The following is a 14,338-nucleotide window of genomic DNA, read 5'->3' as shown; positions in this document are numbered from 1 at the left end:
AAGCGGTTTCTTTTTGGTTGGCATACATGCACCTCTTACTCATGTTATGCCCGAACACAAAATTTCTGACAGTCCCGGTTGATCCATACGACCCCGATGAGCAGAGTTAAAGGCCTCAGCGAATAACCTTGCTTGCTATGCCAACACCACTGGCTCCAGCAGCTTTTGCGTCCACAACACCAGTGGTCAGACCTTGTAGGGCGCCGCCTGCATGCACACCCACCCAAGAAATCGCGGTAATCCAAAAGGTTGGCAGGATCAGAAACATCGTCGCCATCACAAAATTCAGCAACATGTCCCCAAACGAATTATTCAACCCCATCAGCGGGTTGAAATTACTCTGCGGCGAACTCCAACCATACAACGCGTCCAGAATCGTACTGTCGATCCATCGCGCCAGCTGAAACCAGAAATCCACAAAAAACAGCGCAAACTGCACGCAACTGATGGTCACCAGCGCCTTCAACTCAAACGTGCCGATGATCAGCACCAGCGGGATGCAGATCGTCAGCGCCATCTTCAAGAACGACAGCACCATCGGCAGTGCCTGTCGAACCATATCCATCGCGGGGAAAAAACCTAACGAGCCAACCGTCAGCCCCAGATCCGCCGACCCACGCGCTGCAATATTGGAGACTTTCATATCCACCTGCCCGCCGTAATCGGTATAGACCTGTCCTTGGTTCAGCGTCTGCTGGCGGGGCGCTGCAATCGCACGAATCAGCGCATCGTCCACCTGGCCTTTATCCAGAAAACCCGCCCAACGACTTAGGGTAGAGAGCAGTTCAGGGTCCACCTGAGTCAACAGGCGAGGGCGTAATCCAACATCGGCATCCGACCACCATTGCCGGCAATTCGGATAACCGCCTCCACTGGGCACTTGAGTCAACCCTGCGTCCCGATTTGCGTCATAGGGCCAGGCGCTGCGCGGTGTTTTGGCACGATAGCTGTCGTAGTAACCACTGACGTTCAGAAAAAGCCTTGAGCCAATCCAGTTGACATCCGCCATCTGCTTTTCATCCAGCTCCGGGCGGTTCGTAAACAATTTCGCCCGGGCAGGCCCGTAGCAGTCATGGCTGAAGTCGGCCACTTCCTGAGCCAATACCGGATCATCAATTCGAGTGGCGTCGATCTCTATACGCATCTGCCTCAGGTCAGTGCCACAAGGGATGGCAGCCACCGCCGCACTCGTCAGTGCCTTGGACAGGGAGTGCATAAAGAACCACCACACTGGCACATACGCGCTCTGGTTGTTCAGCACAGTAAAGGCATTTGCCCAACGGGTTTCCTGCGGTTTCGCCACTTTGATCTGGCATTGCGCGGAGCGGCTGTTGTCATAGGTCAACGTGTTCAAGTCCACTGGGATAAAGGGGATGCCGGCGAACATCACGACCACAATCGCCACCCATACCCGATTCTCTACGCGCAACGTTGATAGCACGCCCTTATTGCCCTCATCGGCGCCTTCGGTGCGGGCGCGCAACCATTCCTGCAGCACAATGGCGAAGAATGGCAGGGCGATAACGCCGCTGGCGATCAGCAGGTCCCAGATGCCGTTATTGACGATCCAGGCCACGAGGGTCAGGTAATATTCCAGGTAGTCATCGGTATAGAGCGTCATGATTGCCAGGCCTCAACGCAACAGCTTTAGGCTGTGGAATTCCAGAAGCGCTAGCACTGCCACGGCAGCGATAACCGTGCGGCGTAGCTCCCTTGGTTGACGTCCCTTGATCAGGCGAAAGGTGGTGTAACCCAGGCCGGTGTACAGCGCCATTCGCCAAGCGCGAAAGTAGCCGGAGGAGTCGCCGAGCCAATCGCGCCAGGCGTCGATCCCGCCTGCCATCTCAATGCCTGTCACGTTGACGATAAAAGCAACGGCCAGAATAGAGACTGCCCACAGCAAGGACTGGACGAGAGGCCGACTCCATTTCATGGCTGCCGCCGCGTCGCTGGCGGTTTTTGAATTTCATCCAGACGATTACGCAGCGGGTCGCCCTGATAAATCCCGCGGGAACCTTCGCCGCGCGCACTGTGCCGTTGTATCAACACCAGCGGCGAATTACTCGCCAGTGTGCGCCGCAGTTCCAGCTCGGTTTTGAGGTTGTTGATCTCCTGGGTCAGCGTGTCGCTCTCGGACAGAATGGCTTCTTGAGCTAACTGGTTGGCAGCGACATTTGGTTCCTTACGCCCCGTCAACAGTGTGCGTTGCAATAACAACGCCTTCTCCAACACGCTGGAGAGCGCCACCTCCGAAGCCAGGCGACGTGCCAATAAGTCCTGATCCGGCTCATCCCGCAGCGCCTCGATCACGCCTCGGGTGATAGGCAGCGATTGGCTGCTGGCCGCCTGCAGGTTCACAAAGGTGGTGGGCAGGCTGCCGTTGATCAACGCTTGCAGTGCCTGCAACTTGGTTTCGTACTCTTCCTGAATCAACGGTGTGAGGCCCACCCCAGGCGTGGTTTGGGTTTTGGCACAGTTGTCGCAGGTCCGTTGTTCGCGTTCGCCCAACACACGGGTGGCCCATTGCGTCGCCGCTTGTGGTGACGACCAGGTCTGGCAACTGAGTTGATCGGCACAGGCGCTGATGGGGATAGACGATCGATCATCCACATCGCGGCCGTTCACCAGGTTGTAGCCGGCTCGCGTTACATCGGCGATGACAAGGATAGAGGGCTGGCTGTTACCACCAGCTGCTTGCCCGCCGACCCAGGGCACGCCCTTATTGCCTCGGTCTTGTTCAGCCTGATCCACGGCGGCGACGGCATCTTTGCTGCCGACGGACTGGGTCAGCGCCATCCCTTCGGCGATTTGCCCCCAGCCGAGCTGCCCGCCAGCCACGTCTGCCATACGATTGGCCAACGCCCGGCAAGTCGACTTCGAACGATCAAAGTCCAGCCGGGCCTGCAAAATACCGTTGGTGAGCAGGTTGTAGAGCCCCGGATCCGCACGCTGGATGATCAATGCCGGCAGAGAGGCGACAGCGCCGGTCGCGTTCTGGATCACGTTGCTCATGATCGATTGGAAACCCTTGGTGATGCCATTGAGCTGGTTCTGCAAGGTGGTGTCCAGGTTCATATCACCGCAGATCAGGTTGCTGTTCCAGCCGGCACCCACGCCAATACTTTTCATATTGGCCGCACCTCCCATCGATACCGCACTGCCACCGCCAATGCTGTAGAGCACATCGTCGCCGATAACACTGCCGCTGTAGTTGAAGCGGGTATCGGTATTGGCGAGAGCGCTGCTGAAGGAGAGGAGAAGGGCGCTGATCCAGTGGGCTGGGCGATAGCTATTCATGGCGTCTCCCGCGCAAAGTCAGTGTTCCCGAGAAAGATTTGCCCCTGGCGTTTGCAGCAGCTATACGGGCGCCAGAGTGCCCAGGCGTAACCGCCATCCTCGGCCTGGATGTTAGGAAGATTATTTGGAAACACTGCGCAGCTTGCCGACGGTACCGGTGTGAGTGCTTGCCACTTTCCACTTCTGCTGTCGCTTTCCATCAGCGGCCCGGCTGGCCAGTAACCTGCGCGTGGTGGAGCCAGTAAGGGTTGATAGACATGCACTTGGCCAGGGCGCGTAACGATGTCGCCCGCACGCTGCGCTACCACGGCTGCCGCTTTACGGTCATCCACCTGATGCAGGAAGCCACCTCGTGGATAGACCGCTCCCCAAAGATTGAAGCCCAATCGACTGCCCACTTCGCGCAGGCCAGGGATCAATGCTTCGGGAAATACGGCCTCCGGAATGTTGTAGCGCCAGGCGAGTGTGTCCAGCGTGCTGAGCAGATAAGGCATCAGTGGTTTGCCTGCACCGGGGCATACGTAGCCTGACTGGCCCGCGAACTGATTGAACAACGCGCCCGCTGGATGGCCAATCACATCGGCATTTTTGAATTTGCTGAGGTTGTTTTCCTGACTGGTCGCGCTGGTGCCATCACCACCGGCTTGTGCGGTAGGGTTTGGGGCGCTGAGCAGGCGCAGTTCCAGCCATGGGTTTTGCCCTGTGTTGCTGTAGCTCGACACCACGGCATCCGGAATGTAGTGACGGACCTTGGGCGAAGTGCGCACGGAGCAGCCGAAGTTGGTGCAGCGGAGCCAATAGCAAATACCGACCGTGCGGTAGCTCAGGCAATCCGCAGAGGCTGCGGAGACTGCAATGGTCGCGCTATTGAGTGCCCCGGCGCTGAATGAATAAGCACTGAGCAAAAGGGCTGCCACAGTACGGCTGAGAGGCGATAGAAGGTTAGAGGCAATCATCGTTTGCGCCTGAAAAGTGGGGCCTTCAGTTGAGCAAACTCAGGTGCTGCTGGCTCTTTAGAAAACGGGATGGCGCAAATCCGATTAACAAAAGACGAGAGGGTGATGCGACGCAGCACGTGTACGTGTTGCGTCGCGGCAGGAGAGCGTGTGGGTGAAAAAATAAGCGATGTATCGCTTAAATCAGACCGTGCTCTGCAAATGAATAGACATCGCTGTGGCCCACGATGAACTCATCCAACAGCTGTATATCCATCTCGGCCAGCAAGTGCTTTATCTTGATCAGGGATTGCCTGTCGGTTGAGCTGGGGGTTGTCACTCCGGATGGATGATTGTGGACGAGGATGACGGCTGCGCAATTGTGTTCCAACGCGCGTTGCACGATGCGTCTGGGATGCACGTTCAAGGCATTGATCGTGCCATGGAAAAGCGTCTCGAAGGCGAGAACGCGGTGACGAGTATCAAGAAAGAGCACACCAAACACTTCATGGTCCTCTCTGCCCAGTTTCAACTGCAGAAAGCGATAGACATCGCCAGGAGACTCCAGGGCTGGCCCGGTTTTGAAAACATGGCGCTCAAGGATGTTGATAGCTTCCTGAATCAGAAACTCCTCATCCTCGGTGTAGGTGAGTGGAGCAGCTACCGGCATTGCGGCAATGAGTTGTGTGTCGGTCATGGGAAACTCCTGAGATAAAAAGGAGGTTCCCGACCCGTCAGGGTGGGAACCCCAAGGGAGGAAGGCTGTGTCCGTCATCGCAGTGGCGATGACTGTTTGCGGTATGGACACCGGGCAAACGAGTGGGTTGACGCAGCAGAGCTGCGCGGCGGCGTTGAGCTCCGCCGCCTGGCACGATTTACGGGCCTATAGTCATGTACGGGAACGTTCCAAAGTGGGCTCAATCCGGCAATCGCGTCCCCCGTGTTGTTTACCTTAAGTTCCAAAGGCTCGGCATAACCCTACATTGGGTAGAATGAGGTTTGTGCTAATGTGCCACTACGGTTTGTATCGTCACTATGGAGAGTGGTCATGGGGTGGAAAGGGACTGTTCGTTCGTTGCAAGCATCAGCAAGAAGGTCGGAGCGTAACGCCCATCGACGCCAGCGCGACCTCGAGCGTCAAAGCAAGGAATACGCTCGGATGGAGGCGCTCGAGCAAGCGGCGTACGAGGTAGATGTCTACGAAAACCACCTTGAAGTTATCTTATCCATGCATAAAGAGTGTGGTGAGACCGTTAGGTGGGGCACGTTGCTTTCGAAGTTGGAGCCCAAAGCTCCGCAGAAAAGTGATCGTTATGAGCAGATGGCCACACAGGACGTCATTCGATACCGACCTAACTTTTGGAGTCGTTTGTTCAAGCTGGAAGCTCGCCAACGAGCTGCCTTGCAATTGAAGGTAGAGGCAGGTCAGGCAGAAGACTCTAATCGTTATCAAGCAGCGTTGACTGAGTGGGAGAACACGCATTCTGAATGGGTGCAGGATCGAGATTTGGCCAAGCGTATTCTCGACGGCGATCGTCAGGCAAAACTCGACGCCATCGAGGCGTTTGAGCCGTTCAATGAGATCTCGCTTCTTGGTTCAGCCATTCATATGACCGTTCACGAACACGGTATTTTCGAGTCCCGGCTCTCGATTCATGGTTCCGATGTCATTCCTACCGAGATCAAATCACTCCTGAAAAGCGGCAAGTTGTCGACTAAGGCGATGCCAATAGGGCGCTTTAATGACCTTCATCAGGACTACGTTTGCAGCTGCGCGTTGCGTGTAGGGCGTGAACTGCTGGCTCTGCTACCGGACGATCTAGTGATCGTTACCGCAATGGACAACGTCCTTAATGGCGCGACGGGCCATATGGAAGAGTTGCCGATTCTCAGCGTTGCATTTTCGCGATCTACCATGAGCACGCTCAACCTTGATGCCATTGATCCATCAGATGCGATGAAAAACTTTGTTCATAACATGAGCTTCAAGAAGACCAATGGCTTTGCGCCTGTCGCAGTGTTGGACGCAACACGGTTCGCTGTCAGCGCCTGACCAATCTGGCGAAGGGGAGAGGCATGAGATCCATTGGGATGATTTTAATCGCATGTCTAGGCGCCTCTGCGGCCATGACAGTCAACGCTGAATGTTTCGGCGAGGACGATTACATGGTCTGTTCGGATGTTGAAACTGACGCTGATGGCGACATTCACGTCGAATCCTGGGATACCGAGGGAAATACCTATCAACTGGATACTGAGACGCGGCCCTACGCCAATGGTCATGAGATCGAATCGAGTGATAGTGAAGGGAACAGCTATTCAATCAGATCCTGGAGCGATAGCCGCGGAGTTCACTCCGAGGACAGTGAGGGGAATATTTGTACGATCACCCCGACCGGCCAGATGATTGGTTGCGGGCAGTAAAAGTCGTCTCGCTTCCCGGCTCATTGCTCAACATTACCCGCAGCTCACCCTCAAAAACGGAAAGAATCTCGATGATCTACCAGTGCAATGGATGCAACAGGACTACCTTCGAAACGGCATGCCCCTGGTGTTCCAATTCTGAGCTTTCGCCCTCAGCCGAATTGAGCTCCCGCCATCTCACTCCTTTAGATCCTTCGTTCTACCCTGACTTTCAATATCGGTCGAAAGGTCTGATCAAGGATTTTCTGGGCAAAAAGAAAGAACAGGCCCAACTCAACGATTTACTGAATAACGTCTTGAGGAAGTATGCGGAGCTCAAGCAGCCGTACTTCACCAACTTTATTCACACCACGCGTGAAGGGGCGAGCGGCGGCGATGATTCCGGTACGCCAGGTCCGAGGATGAATGGTGTTTATACCGAGAGGGAGTTGTTCCGGGAGGTCTTGATCCGCAAGGGCTTCGATGAGCTTGAGGAGCTTCCATCACTCCTGGATAAGCTGCTTCTGACGACGGCCTTCAATTCCGCCTATCTAGGATTCTCCAGAGAGCTTAGCCGTCATATCAAAGCCAATCTCTCCGACACCCTGAGGTCATGGATCGAAGAGGCAGGCACCACCTTTCGAGCGGATCTGGCGTTGTTTTACTACTACCTGTGGGAAAACGATGTCGCCCATACCGGTATTCAGTTCAATCCGCAGGCGACCTCCACCGCGGGTACGCCGCTGCTACCGATACAGGCATTCCGACAAGGGCTTAGCCTGTGTGAGACGATTTACTTCGATATTTTGGTAGAGCGCTTGGCAAGTCAGCTTGAGCACTTCAACCCTAATCGCTTCATTACGATGTACCTCGTTGACGGGATGGACGGCTTCCAGTTCGAAGCATTCTTGGTTGAGATCTGCCAGACCATTGGCTATGACGTTAAGGAAACCAAAAAAACAGCTGATCAAGGCGCTGATCTGTTTGTGAGTCGCTTCGGCAAAAATATGGTTATTCAAGCGAAAAACTATACCGGTTCAGTGGGTAACTCCGCTGTTCAGCAGGCGATTTCGGCCAAGGCATTCTATGGCTGTGACGAGGCAATGGTTGTTACCAACTCGTACTTCACCCGCTCCGCGAAGGAACTGGCCAGCACTGCGGCGGTACGACTGGTTGATCGCGAGGGCCTTCAAAGTTATTTGGATGATTACAACCAGAAGCTGATTGAGATGTTTCAAGCTGAAGAGGCTGAGTATTAAAACTCATTGAGTGGGACGGTCAGACCTTCAACCCATTGGTGGATCAAATGAGGGTGAAGGTCTGGCTTTTGCCTAGCGCTTGCCGGGTGAACCTCTAGGTGGGCTTGGGCTGGCAATACCCATCGAATGGCAGCGGTACTATCCCTCTTGCATGATCCAACTCTTGTGCCATCCGTATCGCCGCGTCCAGTTCACTAATCCCGTATTCCTGCATCAATCCATACCGCGCCGCTTTCTCCTCCGACTCCGTCATCGCCATTGCCAGATGCAAGCTCGGCGGCACCGCCCGAAACAGCACCTCCATCGATTTCGACAAAATCACCCCCTCACAGTACTTCCCCGACTCCTTGCGCGCCGACACCATCAGCGCCTTCTGTGCCGGGCTTAGCTCACGAAAGCGCGCCACTTTCTCGACCTCATCTGGCGGCATGCTCAGACAGATCCACCACTCGATCATGTTCAACATCGACTCGGCGGCCTTAGGCAGATCGTCCAGGTTCTGAGTGGCGAACCAGTACCATGCGCCGAGCTTGCGCCACATCTTGATGATCTTGACCACGTAGGGCGCCAGCAACGGGTTCTTGGTGATGATATGGCCTTCATCGGTGACGTTGATGATGGGCCGACCCAGGTACTGGTCGCGTTCGGCAATGTTGTTGACGGTATTGAGCAGTGACAGGTACGCAATGGAGAGTTGGGCGTTGTAGCCTTCGCGGGCAAGGGTAGCGAGGTCGACGATGGTGATGTCGGCTTCCGGCCAGGGTGTGCCGGGGCGGTTGAACAGTTCGCCGTCCAGGCCGTGGCAAAACATGGCCATGGCCTCGGCCATTTCTTGTAAACGGTGGCGGCGTGTCTCGGGCAGCGTGAGGTCGTTGCTGCGCTCGCGCAGCGCGTTGCAGACGTCTTCCGTCAGTACTATGCGATCAGCTGTCGCGCAGGTTTGCGCGGCCTGCAGGATGCATTGGCGGATCAGACTGCGGTCGGCTCGGGTGAGGCGCGCCTCTTCCTTGTCTTCGCCTCCCGTGATCATCAGGCGAGCGGTGATTTCCAGTTCGCCGAGGATGTCGCGCTGTTCGTCGTTATCCTGATCATCGAGGTGGTCAGCATCAAGGGTTTGGACCAGGTGGGGTGTTTCGACCAGGCGCTTTGCATCGGCAAAGGGCGCAAGGCTCACGCCGGAGCCAGACGCCAGCGTGACGCGGTGCACGCTGAGGCCAAGGCGTTGGGCAAACTCGCCAAACAGGCCAAAAGAGTTGCCAGCTTCAACGATAAACAGACGTGGCCGGTAAATGGCGGTGATTTGGTTGAGGATGTTGTTGAGGGTCGCCGATTTACCGGAGCCAGTGGGGCCGAACAAAAACAGGTGAGCATTCATCTGGCGGTCGAGACGGTTCAATGGGTCGAAAGTCAGCGTGCCGCCTCCGCGGTTGAAGAAGGTGACGCCGGGATGCCCAGTACCTTGGCTGCGCCCCCATACGGGCGTGAGGTGTGCGGCATGTTGGGCAAACATCAATTGGGTGTACCACTGACGTTTATCTTTGGCCGGGTTAAACACGCAGGGGAGGCTGCGCAAATAGCTATTGAGGGGGGCGACTTCATCCAATTCACGCACCGGCTGCACGCCGGCATTAAGCAGGGCGTTGGTCAATAGCACGCCTCGGGCGTCCAACTCGGCGAGGTCCTTGGCGCGCAGGTAGAAGGCGGCGGAGCCACGATAAAGCTTGTGTGCGCTGCCGATCATTGAGCGTGCTTGCTGCACATCCTGACGGGTCTGCTCGGAAGCCAAAGTGTCGCCGACGGATTTTTTGCCAAGGTGATTGAGGTGAGCTTCGAGCGCGTCCTGCGGTGTCACGACCAGGGTCAGGCACAGCACCGTGTCTTCAGGCAGTTGATCAAACAGACTGTTGGTGGCATCTCCTTTACGTCGTTCACCGGTCAGATGACCTATGGCGGGGGGGCTGCGCAGGCGGTCTACCAAGATGACGCGGTGTGGCATTTCATCGAAATACCACACGCCTTCGCGGGCATCCGAGCGAGGCTGGCTAAAGAACAAACATTGCGTGAAGTCATTGCCGCTGGCCAGTTCGAGGTCGTGGTCTGCGGTTGTCTCCGGGATGCCGGCTACTTGATAGAAGTGTTCCCGACTATTCGCCGATGAACCGAGTCTGATGGGATTGGGGTTGAACCAACGCAGCAACCAGTTGTGGATTTGCTCTTCGTCCAGGCGTTGAGATTTCACTCCCGCATTGGCGAGCCCTGCGACCAGGCGCTCGCACAAGGTATTCAGGGTAATCTCAGGCGACATTTCTTGCCGGGCAGATGGCGCCCCAGGCAGATGCCGATACACCATCACCCGAACTCGGCGTGTTTTCCCACGCCACGGCAGATGGGTGAGTGCGGTGTCTACAAACAGGCCGCCCGGCTTGGCGATGGCGTCCAGATGGTGGGAAAACGACCTCAGGTAGAACTCGGTAAAGGCTGAGTTGCGAGCACGCGGATGTATGTAGTCCTTGAGCGTATCGAGATAACTCCGCCAGTGCGTTTCATCTTGGGCGTAAAACTGGATTACCCAAGGATGATCATCCAGCTCGTCAAAGCTGTCTTGCAGGGCGTTTTCCAGGGCATCGCGGGCTTGTAGCAACCACTCTGCCTCACGACCTTCGGTGCCGATGGGCGTCAGCTCAAAGCACGTTGCGACTGAGCGGCCGTCATCAAGCAACAGGCATTGTGTGTCAGGCAAATATTCAATCCAGGGTAGCAGTTCCACAAATGAGGGGGCGGTGTTGTACAGCGCCTCTTCATCCGCGTGAGTGGCGGGGCCCCGTTTTGAGTGAAACATCAGTAATCGTCCACGCGCTCGCCGGGCAGGGCATATTGCACGCGTTGGTAAAAGGGAAATACGGTGCTGTAACCCGGTACCGGCACGGGGTCGCTGCCGGCCAGATGGGGGAAGACAAACATCACTAGGTCCGGATTCGGCAGGCGTTTGAACTGCTGATAAATCTCGGTTTGTGCCGTACGGGTGTAGGCGGCCTGCGAGACGTCATTTTCTATCAAGGGGCGGCGCAATTCCCCGCGTGCTTCGCTCAACTGTCGGGCCGAGGGCGTGCTGTGTTCGTCCCAAACATCAAGCATGGTACTGCCGTTGTGCGTCAGCAGTTCTTCACTGCTGGTGGAGCAACCTGTGAGCCACACAGAAAACCCTGCAAGGCTTAGTACCTTAATCCAGCTCTGGAATGACATGGCGACCTCCCACTGTATGGTCGACCTTGCGCCCCTCGGCGTCATAGTCGATGGCCAATGCCTGTTGAATATGCACGGCGACCTTTGCGCCGGGCTCGACGTACACTGCTGCAAAGGCCTGCCCATAAAGCTTGTTGACCCATTGCGACATTTCTTGCACACCGTTGGCCAATATCCGTCCCATGGCCTCGTTGCCCGTGATGCCGACGGTACCGAGAGAACCGTTGCCCGGTGTCACATACGTGGCACTGCCATTGTTCTTGATCAAAGAGGCCGCGCCAGCACCGGCGGCGGTGATCAAAGCTTGTGAGCCCAGGTACTGTAGGGCGTTGCTGCGTCGTTCACCACTGACACAGGGAATGCCATACGGATCACTGATCCAGCCCAAGCCATCCTGCGTATTGCTTTTGCCATCCGGCACCGTGCGAATGGTGCCGTCCTGGAACACGAAGGTGATCGAGCGCACCTGCCCGCGAACGCAAGACAACGTCCAATCACCTGAGGCCGTGCCGCTGACTACGGCTCCTGCGACCTCTGGCAGGTCAATGCCATTGGCGGTCAGGTTGTCCGGGCCGATCAGGATTTTGAAGGGGTAGGGGTCATTGACGGTGCCATCGATGGGGACGCGGCCGATCAGGGCGGTCATGGCGACGGAGCCCATCAAGGTCGCATTGGCCGGCACGCTGTACACCGGCGTAGGCGGGGTTACCACTTTTGCACTGCGCTCGCTCACCGACTCGGCCAGTTGTTTTAATGGCTGTTGGGCGGGGCCGAAGCGTGTTGGAAAGGTCGGTGTTTTTTCCTTGCCGCGTTGAAGGTCGGGTTGTCGCGCGTCGTCCGGCTCAACCCAACGCAACCCGTTTTTACCGGGTGGCGGCTCATCACCCGCTTGCAGGCCCAGGCCGATAGGTAGTTCCTCTGCGACATCTTTTTGGCTGAGTGCCTGTAACTGCTGTTGCAGATCCTTAAGCAGGCCTTGAGTCTGCTCCCTCTCATTACTGCGCGTGTTTTCCGTGCGTTTGCGTTCGCTAGCCAGCAGGCCTTCCATGCGCTGTTCAATGGTGCTTTCCCGCTGGCGCAAGCGATCGTTTTCGTTCTTTTGCGCCAGGCTGTCGGAGGCCGATGTTTTCAGTTCCTGACGCAGCTGTTTGACCTGGCCGACCAAGGTGGCCACGGTGTCGCGAGGCGTGTCGCCCTCAATGCCCAGGGCTTTCATTTCTTCTGGGGTCAGCGTTGCACCACGTTCCGATTTGGCAGCTGGAGTGGTGTTGGTACTGCGCAGATTGATCGCGACAACGACCGCCAATGCGACCAGAAGCAGCAACAGCCACTTGAGTAGCCCGTTACTGTTCATCGGAGGGCTCCGGAAGGTTGACCGCGGCGTCGATGGGGCTGAGTGCAGAAGGCAGGGCTTGTTTAAGGCCATGGCCTCGGGTGACCAGGTACACCGTGGTTGTGTCGGAGGAGTCGCCTTTCGGGCCGAGGTCGGGGTGCTGAAAGGTAGCGCTGATCAGGTCGCCTTGCAGCTCCCGTGGATCCAGTGCGATCCATTGATCTGAGGTGTTGGTCAGGCGAATGGCGGTAACGTGATAGTTCAGGAGACGCCAACTCGCCAATGCCTTTGTACGCAATGGCTGGGTTGGCAGCAGCTTCTCCAAGGGTATGTGTGGCGGCACCTTTAACTGGCGTACACCGGGCAGTGCTTCCACGGTTCGCAGCGGTGCATACAGGCTTTGCGCCGCATAACGGGTCAGTACGACAGGGATGGGCGTGATTGAGGATTTTGCCGGTTCCGTGACCGGAGTGGCGTTTTCCACAATCCGGATCGATTCCAGTGCTGGCCCGGTGTCCTCGACGGTAAACACGTCCAGCAAAATCAGCTCGCCGCTGTCGGCATCCTGCAACTGCACTCGGCTGGGCTCGATTGGTGCAAGAGCGCGCAAATACACTGCACCAGCCGCGCTTTGTACGCGCAAGCTTTTAGAGAGGGGCGCGGGAATGCCCACACGCACGTTACGCTCAACGAAAACCACCCGTTCTACGCCCAACTGCAGCGGAACGTTTAACGGCAGCCGCTCCCATCGCATGATTTCCACGGCAAAGCTGGTTGGCGATATCGCCAAAGGCAACCAAAGTAGCCATGCGTATTTCATGGCGCTTCTCCCGAAGGCAGGGTGGCGGTCGGCGAGAGCCTTTGTGGTGCGCCGTCATAGCAATCCAGCACCAGCCCGAACGGGTTGCGCTCTGCATCAATGTCCAGACGCAGCACCTTGATGGGGTAACGTACGAGAGCTCGTTTGACTTGCTCAGTGCCGTAGTACTCATCCACGCTGAGATCCAGGGTCACGACCCAGTCCTGATTCGAGATCGTCTTGACCCGAGCGATTGGGTTTTCGCCATACCCCCGGCCTGGAATCTCATACAGCCCACGTACCCGCTGACGTAACTCACCGGAACTGCGCCGGGACTCATAGTCCTGCAGTAAAAACGCCTGGCACCCAGGCGTGAGATAAGCCGATAACGCTTGCACGTTGCGCAGGTAATCCACCTCGCCATCTGTGGGCCAGCGGTTCAGTTGCTGAAAGATGTAGAACGTGAAGGCGTAAACAGACTCCGGAGGTACCAGCCACCAAGGGCGCGAGCTGCCCGCTCGCAAATCCGGTGGGATATGAATGGTGAGATCCCTTGGTGCTTGCCACCAGCCGAAGCCCAGCATTAGCGTAATCAACACCAGTGCGGCTCCGCCAATACGCAGGGTTCTGACATGGGCCTGCAGGTTAACGACTTCATTCTTGAACTGGCTCATCTGCCACCTCGGCGCACGCTCCAGCAACCACTACGAGTGATCAACACCTCATCGCCGAATACGCCTTGCAGGCTTGGCCAGTGCTGAGCTAGGTGCCACTGTAGTTGTCGGTACAGCCAGGTATCCGGCCGGCCGCGTTTATGACGGCGCAGCACGCTACCGCCGATAAAAATGCCGAATGCGATGGTGGTTACGATCATCGAGGGGATCATGGCAATGCTGCCGGTTAGCCACGCCAGTGGCGCTCCTGTTGCCAACCCTATGAGCGCGCAAAGTCCGGTGCACAGCCAGAGTTCATCCGCCGTGAGCCCGCGTACAACAACCGGTTGGCGATTCAAACGATGGGGCAGAAAGAGGACGGTGCCTTCATGTTCGTTAATGGCTTGGGCATTCAT

13 protein-coding genes and 1 pseudogene are annotated in these 14,338 nt (G+C 56.7%); 3 read left to right on the top strand and 11 right to left on the bottom strand.

The features are described from left to right. Window positions 1-115: 115 nt before the first annotated feature. From AC3WP7_RS23825 to AC3WP7_RS23805, 5 genes are all read right to left on the bottom strand, one after another. Window positions 116-1,621: a conjugal transfer protein TraG N-terminal domain-containing protein gene (locus AC3WP7_RS23825; protein WP_102592024.1), complete on the bottom strand. Its 1,506-nt coding sequence runs from the start codon at window positions 1,619-1,621 to the stop codon at window positions 116-118. 12 nt (window positions 1,622-1,633) lie between these two features. Beyond that, window positions 1,634-1,933 carry a hypothetical protein gene (locus tag AC3WP7_RS23820; protein WP_102592025.1) on the bottom strand — a complete coding sequence of 100 codons (300 nt, stop codon included), beginning with the start codon at window positions 1,931-1,933 and terminating at the stop codon, window positions 1,634-1,636. Continuing rightward, window positions 1,930-3,297, bottom strand: a complete 1,368-nt coding sequence (locus AC3WP7_RS23815) for an integrating conjugative element protein (protein WP_102592026.1) — start codon at window positions 3,295-3,297, stop codon at window positions 1,930-1,932. The genes AC3WP7_RS23820 and AC3WP7_RS23815 overlap by 4 nt, the downstream gene beginning before the upstream one ends. After that, entirely contained in the window at window positions 3,294-4,253 is a 960-nt protein-coding gene (locus AC3WP7_RS23810) for a TIGR03756 family integrating conjugative element protein (RefSeq protein ID WP_102592027.1), read from the bottom strand. The genes AC3WP7_RS23815 and AC3WP7_RS23810 overlap by 4 nt, the downstream gene beginning before the upstream one ends. 178 nt (window positions 4,254-4,431) lie before the next feature. Further along, entirely contained in the window at window positions 4,432-4,902 is a 471-nt protein-coding gene (locus AC3WP7_RS23805) for a JAB domain-containing protein (protein WP_102592180.1), read from the bottom strand. Window positions 4,903-5,280: 378 nt separating this feature from the next. Between AC3WP7_RS23805 and AC3WP7_RS23800 the strand changes: the two genes are divergently transcribed. The 3 genes from AC3WP7_RS23800 to AC3WP7_RS23790 all read left to right on the top strand — a co-directional run bounded on the left by AC3WP7_RS23800 (window position 5,281) and on the right by AC3WP7_RS23790 (window position 7,894). Beyond that, window positions 5,281-6,285 (top strand): hypothetical protein, encoded by a 1,005-nt coding sequence (locus tag AC3WP7_RS23800; protein WP_102592028.1) that lies wholly within the window; start codon window positions 5,281-5,283, stop codon window positions 6,283-6,285. Between the two features lie 74 nt (window positions 6,286-6,359). After that, complete coding sequence (locus AC3WP7_RS23795) at window positions 6,360-6,656, top strand: hypothetical protein (RefSeq protein WP_207240093.1); 297 nt, start codon at window positions 6,360-6,362, stop codon at window positions 6,654-6,656. A gap of 71 nt (window positions 6,657-6,727) precedes the next feature. Further along, window positions 6,728-7,894: a restriction endonuclease gene (locus AC3WP7_RS23790; protein ID WP_102592030.1), complete on the top strand. Its 1,167-nt coding sequence runs from the start codon at window positions 6,728-6,730 to the stop codon at window positions 7,892-7,894. Window positions 7,895-7,988: 94 nt separating this feature from the next. On the opposite strand, the pseudogene AC3WP7_RS23785 reads toward AC3WP7_RS23790, so the two are convergent. The 6 genes and pseudogenes from AC3WP7_RS23785 to AC3WP7_RS23760 form a co-directional block, all read right to left on the bottom strand. Next, window positions 7,989-10,718 (bottom strand): annotated as a pseudogene (locus AC3WP7_RS23785) (conjugative transfer ATPase); the annotation flags it as partial. A gap of 14 nt (window positions 10,719-10,732) precedes the next feature. Then, on the bottom strand, window positions 10,733-11,137 hold the full coding sequence (locus AC3WP7_RS23780; protein ID WP_102592032.1) for a TIGR03751 family conjugal transfer lipoprotein: 405 nt from the start codon (window positions 11,135-11,137) through the stop codon (window positions 10,733-10,735). After that, the gene (locus AC3WP7_RS23775) at window positions 11,115-12,491 is read right to left on the bottom strand and encodes a TIGR03752 family integrating conjugative element protein (protein WP_102592033.1); all 1,377 of its coding nucleotides are present in this window, start codon (window positions 12,489-12,491) and stop codon (window positions 11,115-11,117) included. The genes AC3WP7_RS23780 and AC3WP7_RS23775 overlap by 23 nt, the downstream gene beginning before the upstream one ends. Beyond that, window positions 12,481-13,290: a TIGR03749 family integrating conjugative element protein gene (locus AC3WP7_RS23770; RefSeq protein WP_102592034.1), complete on the bottom strand. Its 810-nt coding sequence runs from the start codon at window positions 13,288-13,290 to the stop codon at window positions 12,481-12,483. Before AC3WP7_RS23770 ends, AC3WP7_RS23775 begins: the two co-directional genes overlap by 11 nt. After that, window positions 13,287-13,943 carry a PFL_4703 family integrating conjugative element protein gene (locus tag AC3WP7_RS23765; protein WP_102592035.1) on the bottom strand — a complete coding sequence of 219 codons (657 nt, stop codon included), beginning with the start codon at window positions 13,941-13,943 and terminating at the stop codon, window positions 13,287-13,289. The genes AC3WP7_RS23770 and AC3WP7_RS23765 overlap by 4 nt, the downstream gene beginning before the upstream one ends. Then, entirely contained in the window at window positions 13,940-14,338 is a 399-nt protein-coding gene (locus AC3WP7_RS23760) for a TIGR03750 family conjugal transfer protein (protein ID WP_102592036.1), read from the bottom strand. Before AC3WP7_RS23760 ends, AC3WP7_RS23765 begins: the two co-directional genes overlap by 4 nt.

The sequence above is a fragment of the Pseudomonas sp. FW305-3-2-15-C-LB1 genome (genome assembly GCF_058787615.1).
The sequence above is the reverse complement of the archived record's forward strand: the minus strand, read 5'-3'. Positions and strand labels throughout refer to the sequence as shown.

Excerpts from the sequence above, each read along its gene's own strand:
- AC3WP7_RS23825 (WP_102592024.1), bottom strand. The coding sequence starts at position 1,621 with ATGACGCTCTATACCGATGACTACCTGGAATATTACCTGACCCTCGTG.
- AC3WP7_RS23820 (WP_102592025.1), bottom strand. The coding sequence starts at position 1,933 with ATGAAATGGAGTCGGCCTCTCGTCCAGTCCTTGCTGTGGGCAGTCTCT.
- AC3WP7_RS23815 (WP_102592026.1), bottom strand. The coding sequence starts at position 3,297 with ATGAATAGCTATCGCCCAGCCCACTGGATCAGCGCCCTTCTCCTCTCC.
- AC3WP7_RS23810 (WP_102592027.1), bottom strand. The coding sequence starts at position 4,253 with ATGATTGCCTCTAACCTTCTATCGCCTCTCAGCCGTACTGTGGCAGCC.
- AC3WP7_RS23805 (WP_102592180.1), bottom strand. The coding sequence starts at position 4,902 with ATGCCGGTAGCTGCTCCACTCACCTACACCGAGGATGAGGAGTTTCTG.
- AC3WP7_RS23800 (WP_102592028.1), top strand. The coding sequence starts at position 5,281 with ATGGGGTGGAAAGGGACTGTTCGTTCGTTGCAAGCATCAGCAAGAAGG.
- AC3WP7_RS23795 (WP_207240093.1), top strand. The coding sequence starts at position 6,360 with ATGACAGTCAACGCTGAATGTTTCGGCGAGGACGATTACATGGTCTGT.
- AC3WP7_RS23790 (WP_102592030.1), top strand. The coding sequence starts at position 6,728 with ATGATCTACCAGTGCAATGGATGCAACAGGACTACCTTCGAAACGGCA.
- AC3WP7_RS23780 (WP_102592032.1), bottom strand. The coding sequence starts at position 11,137 with ATGTCATTCCAGAGCTGGATTAAGGTACTAAGCCTTGCAGGGTTTTCT.
- AC3WP7_RS23775 (WP_102592033.1), bottom strand. The coding sequence starts at position 12,491 with ATGAACAGTAACGGGCTACTCAAGTGGCTGTTGCTGCTTCTGGTCGCA.
- AC3WP7_RS23770 (WP_102592034.1), bottom strand. The coding sequence starts at position 13,290 with ATGAAATACGCATGGCTACTTTGGTTGCCTTTGGCGATATCGCCAACC.
- AC3WP7_RS23765 (WP_102592035.1), bottom strand. The coding sequence starts at position 13,943 with ATGAGCCAGTTCAAGAATGAAGTCGTTAACCTGCAGGCCCATGTCAGA.
- AC3WP7_RS23760 (WP_102592036.1), bottom strand. The coding sequence starts at position 14,338 with ATGAATGCCCAAGCCATTAACGAACATGAAGGCACCGTCCTCTTTCTG.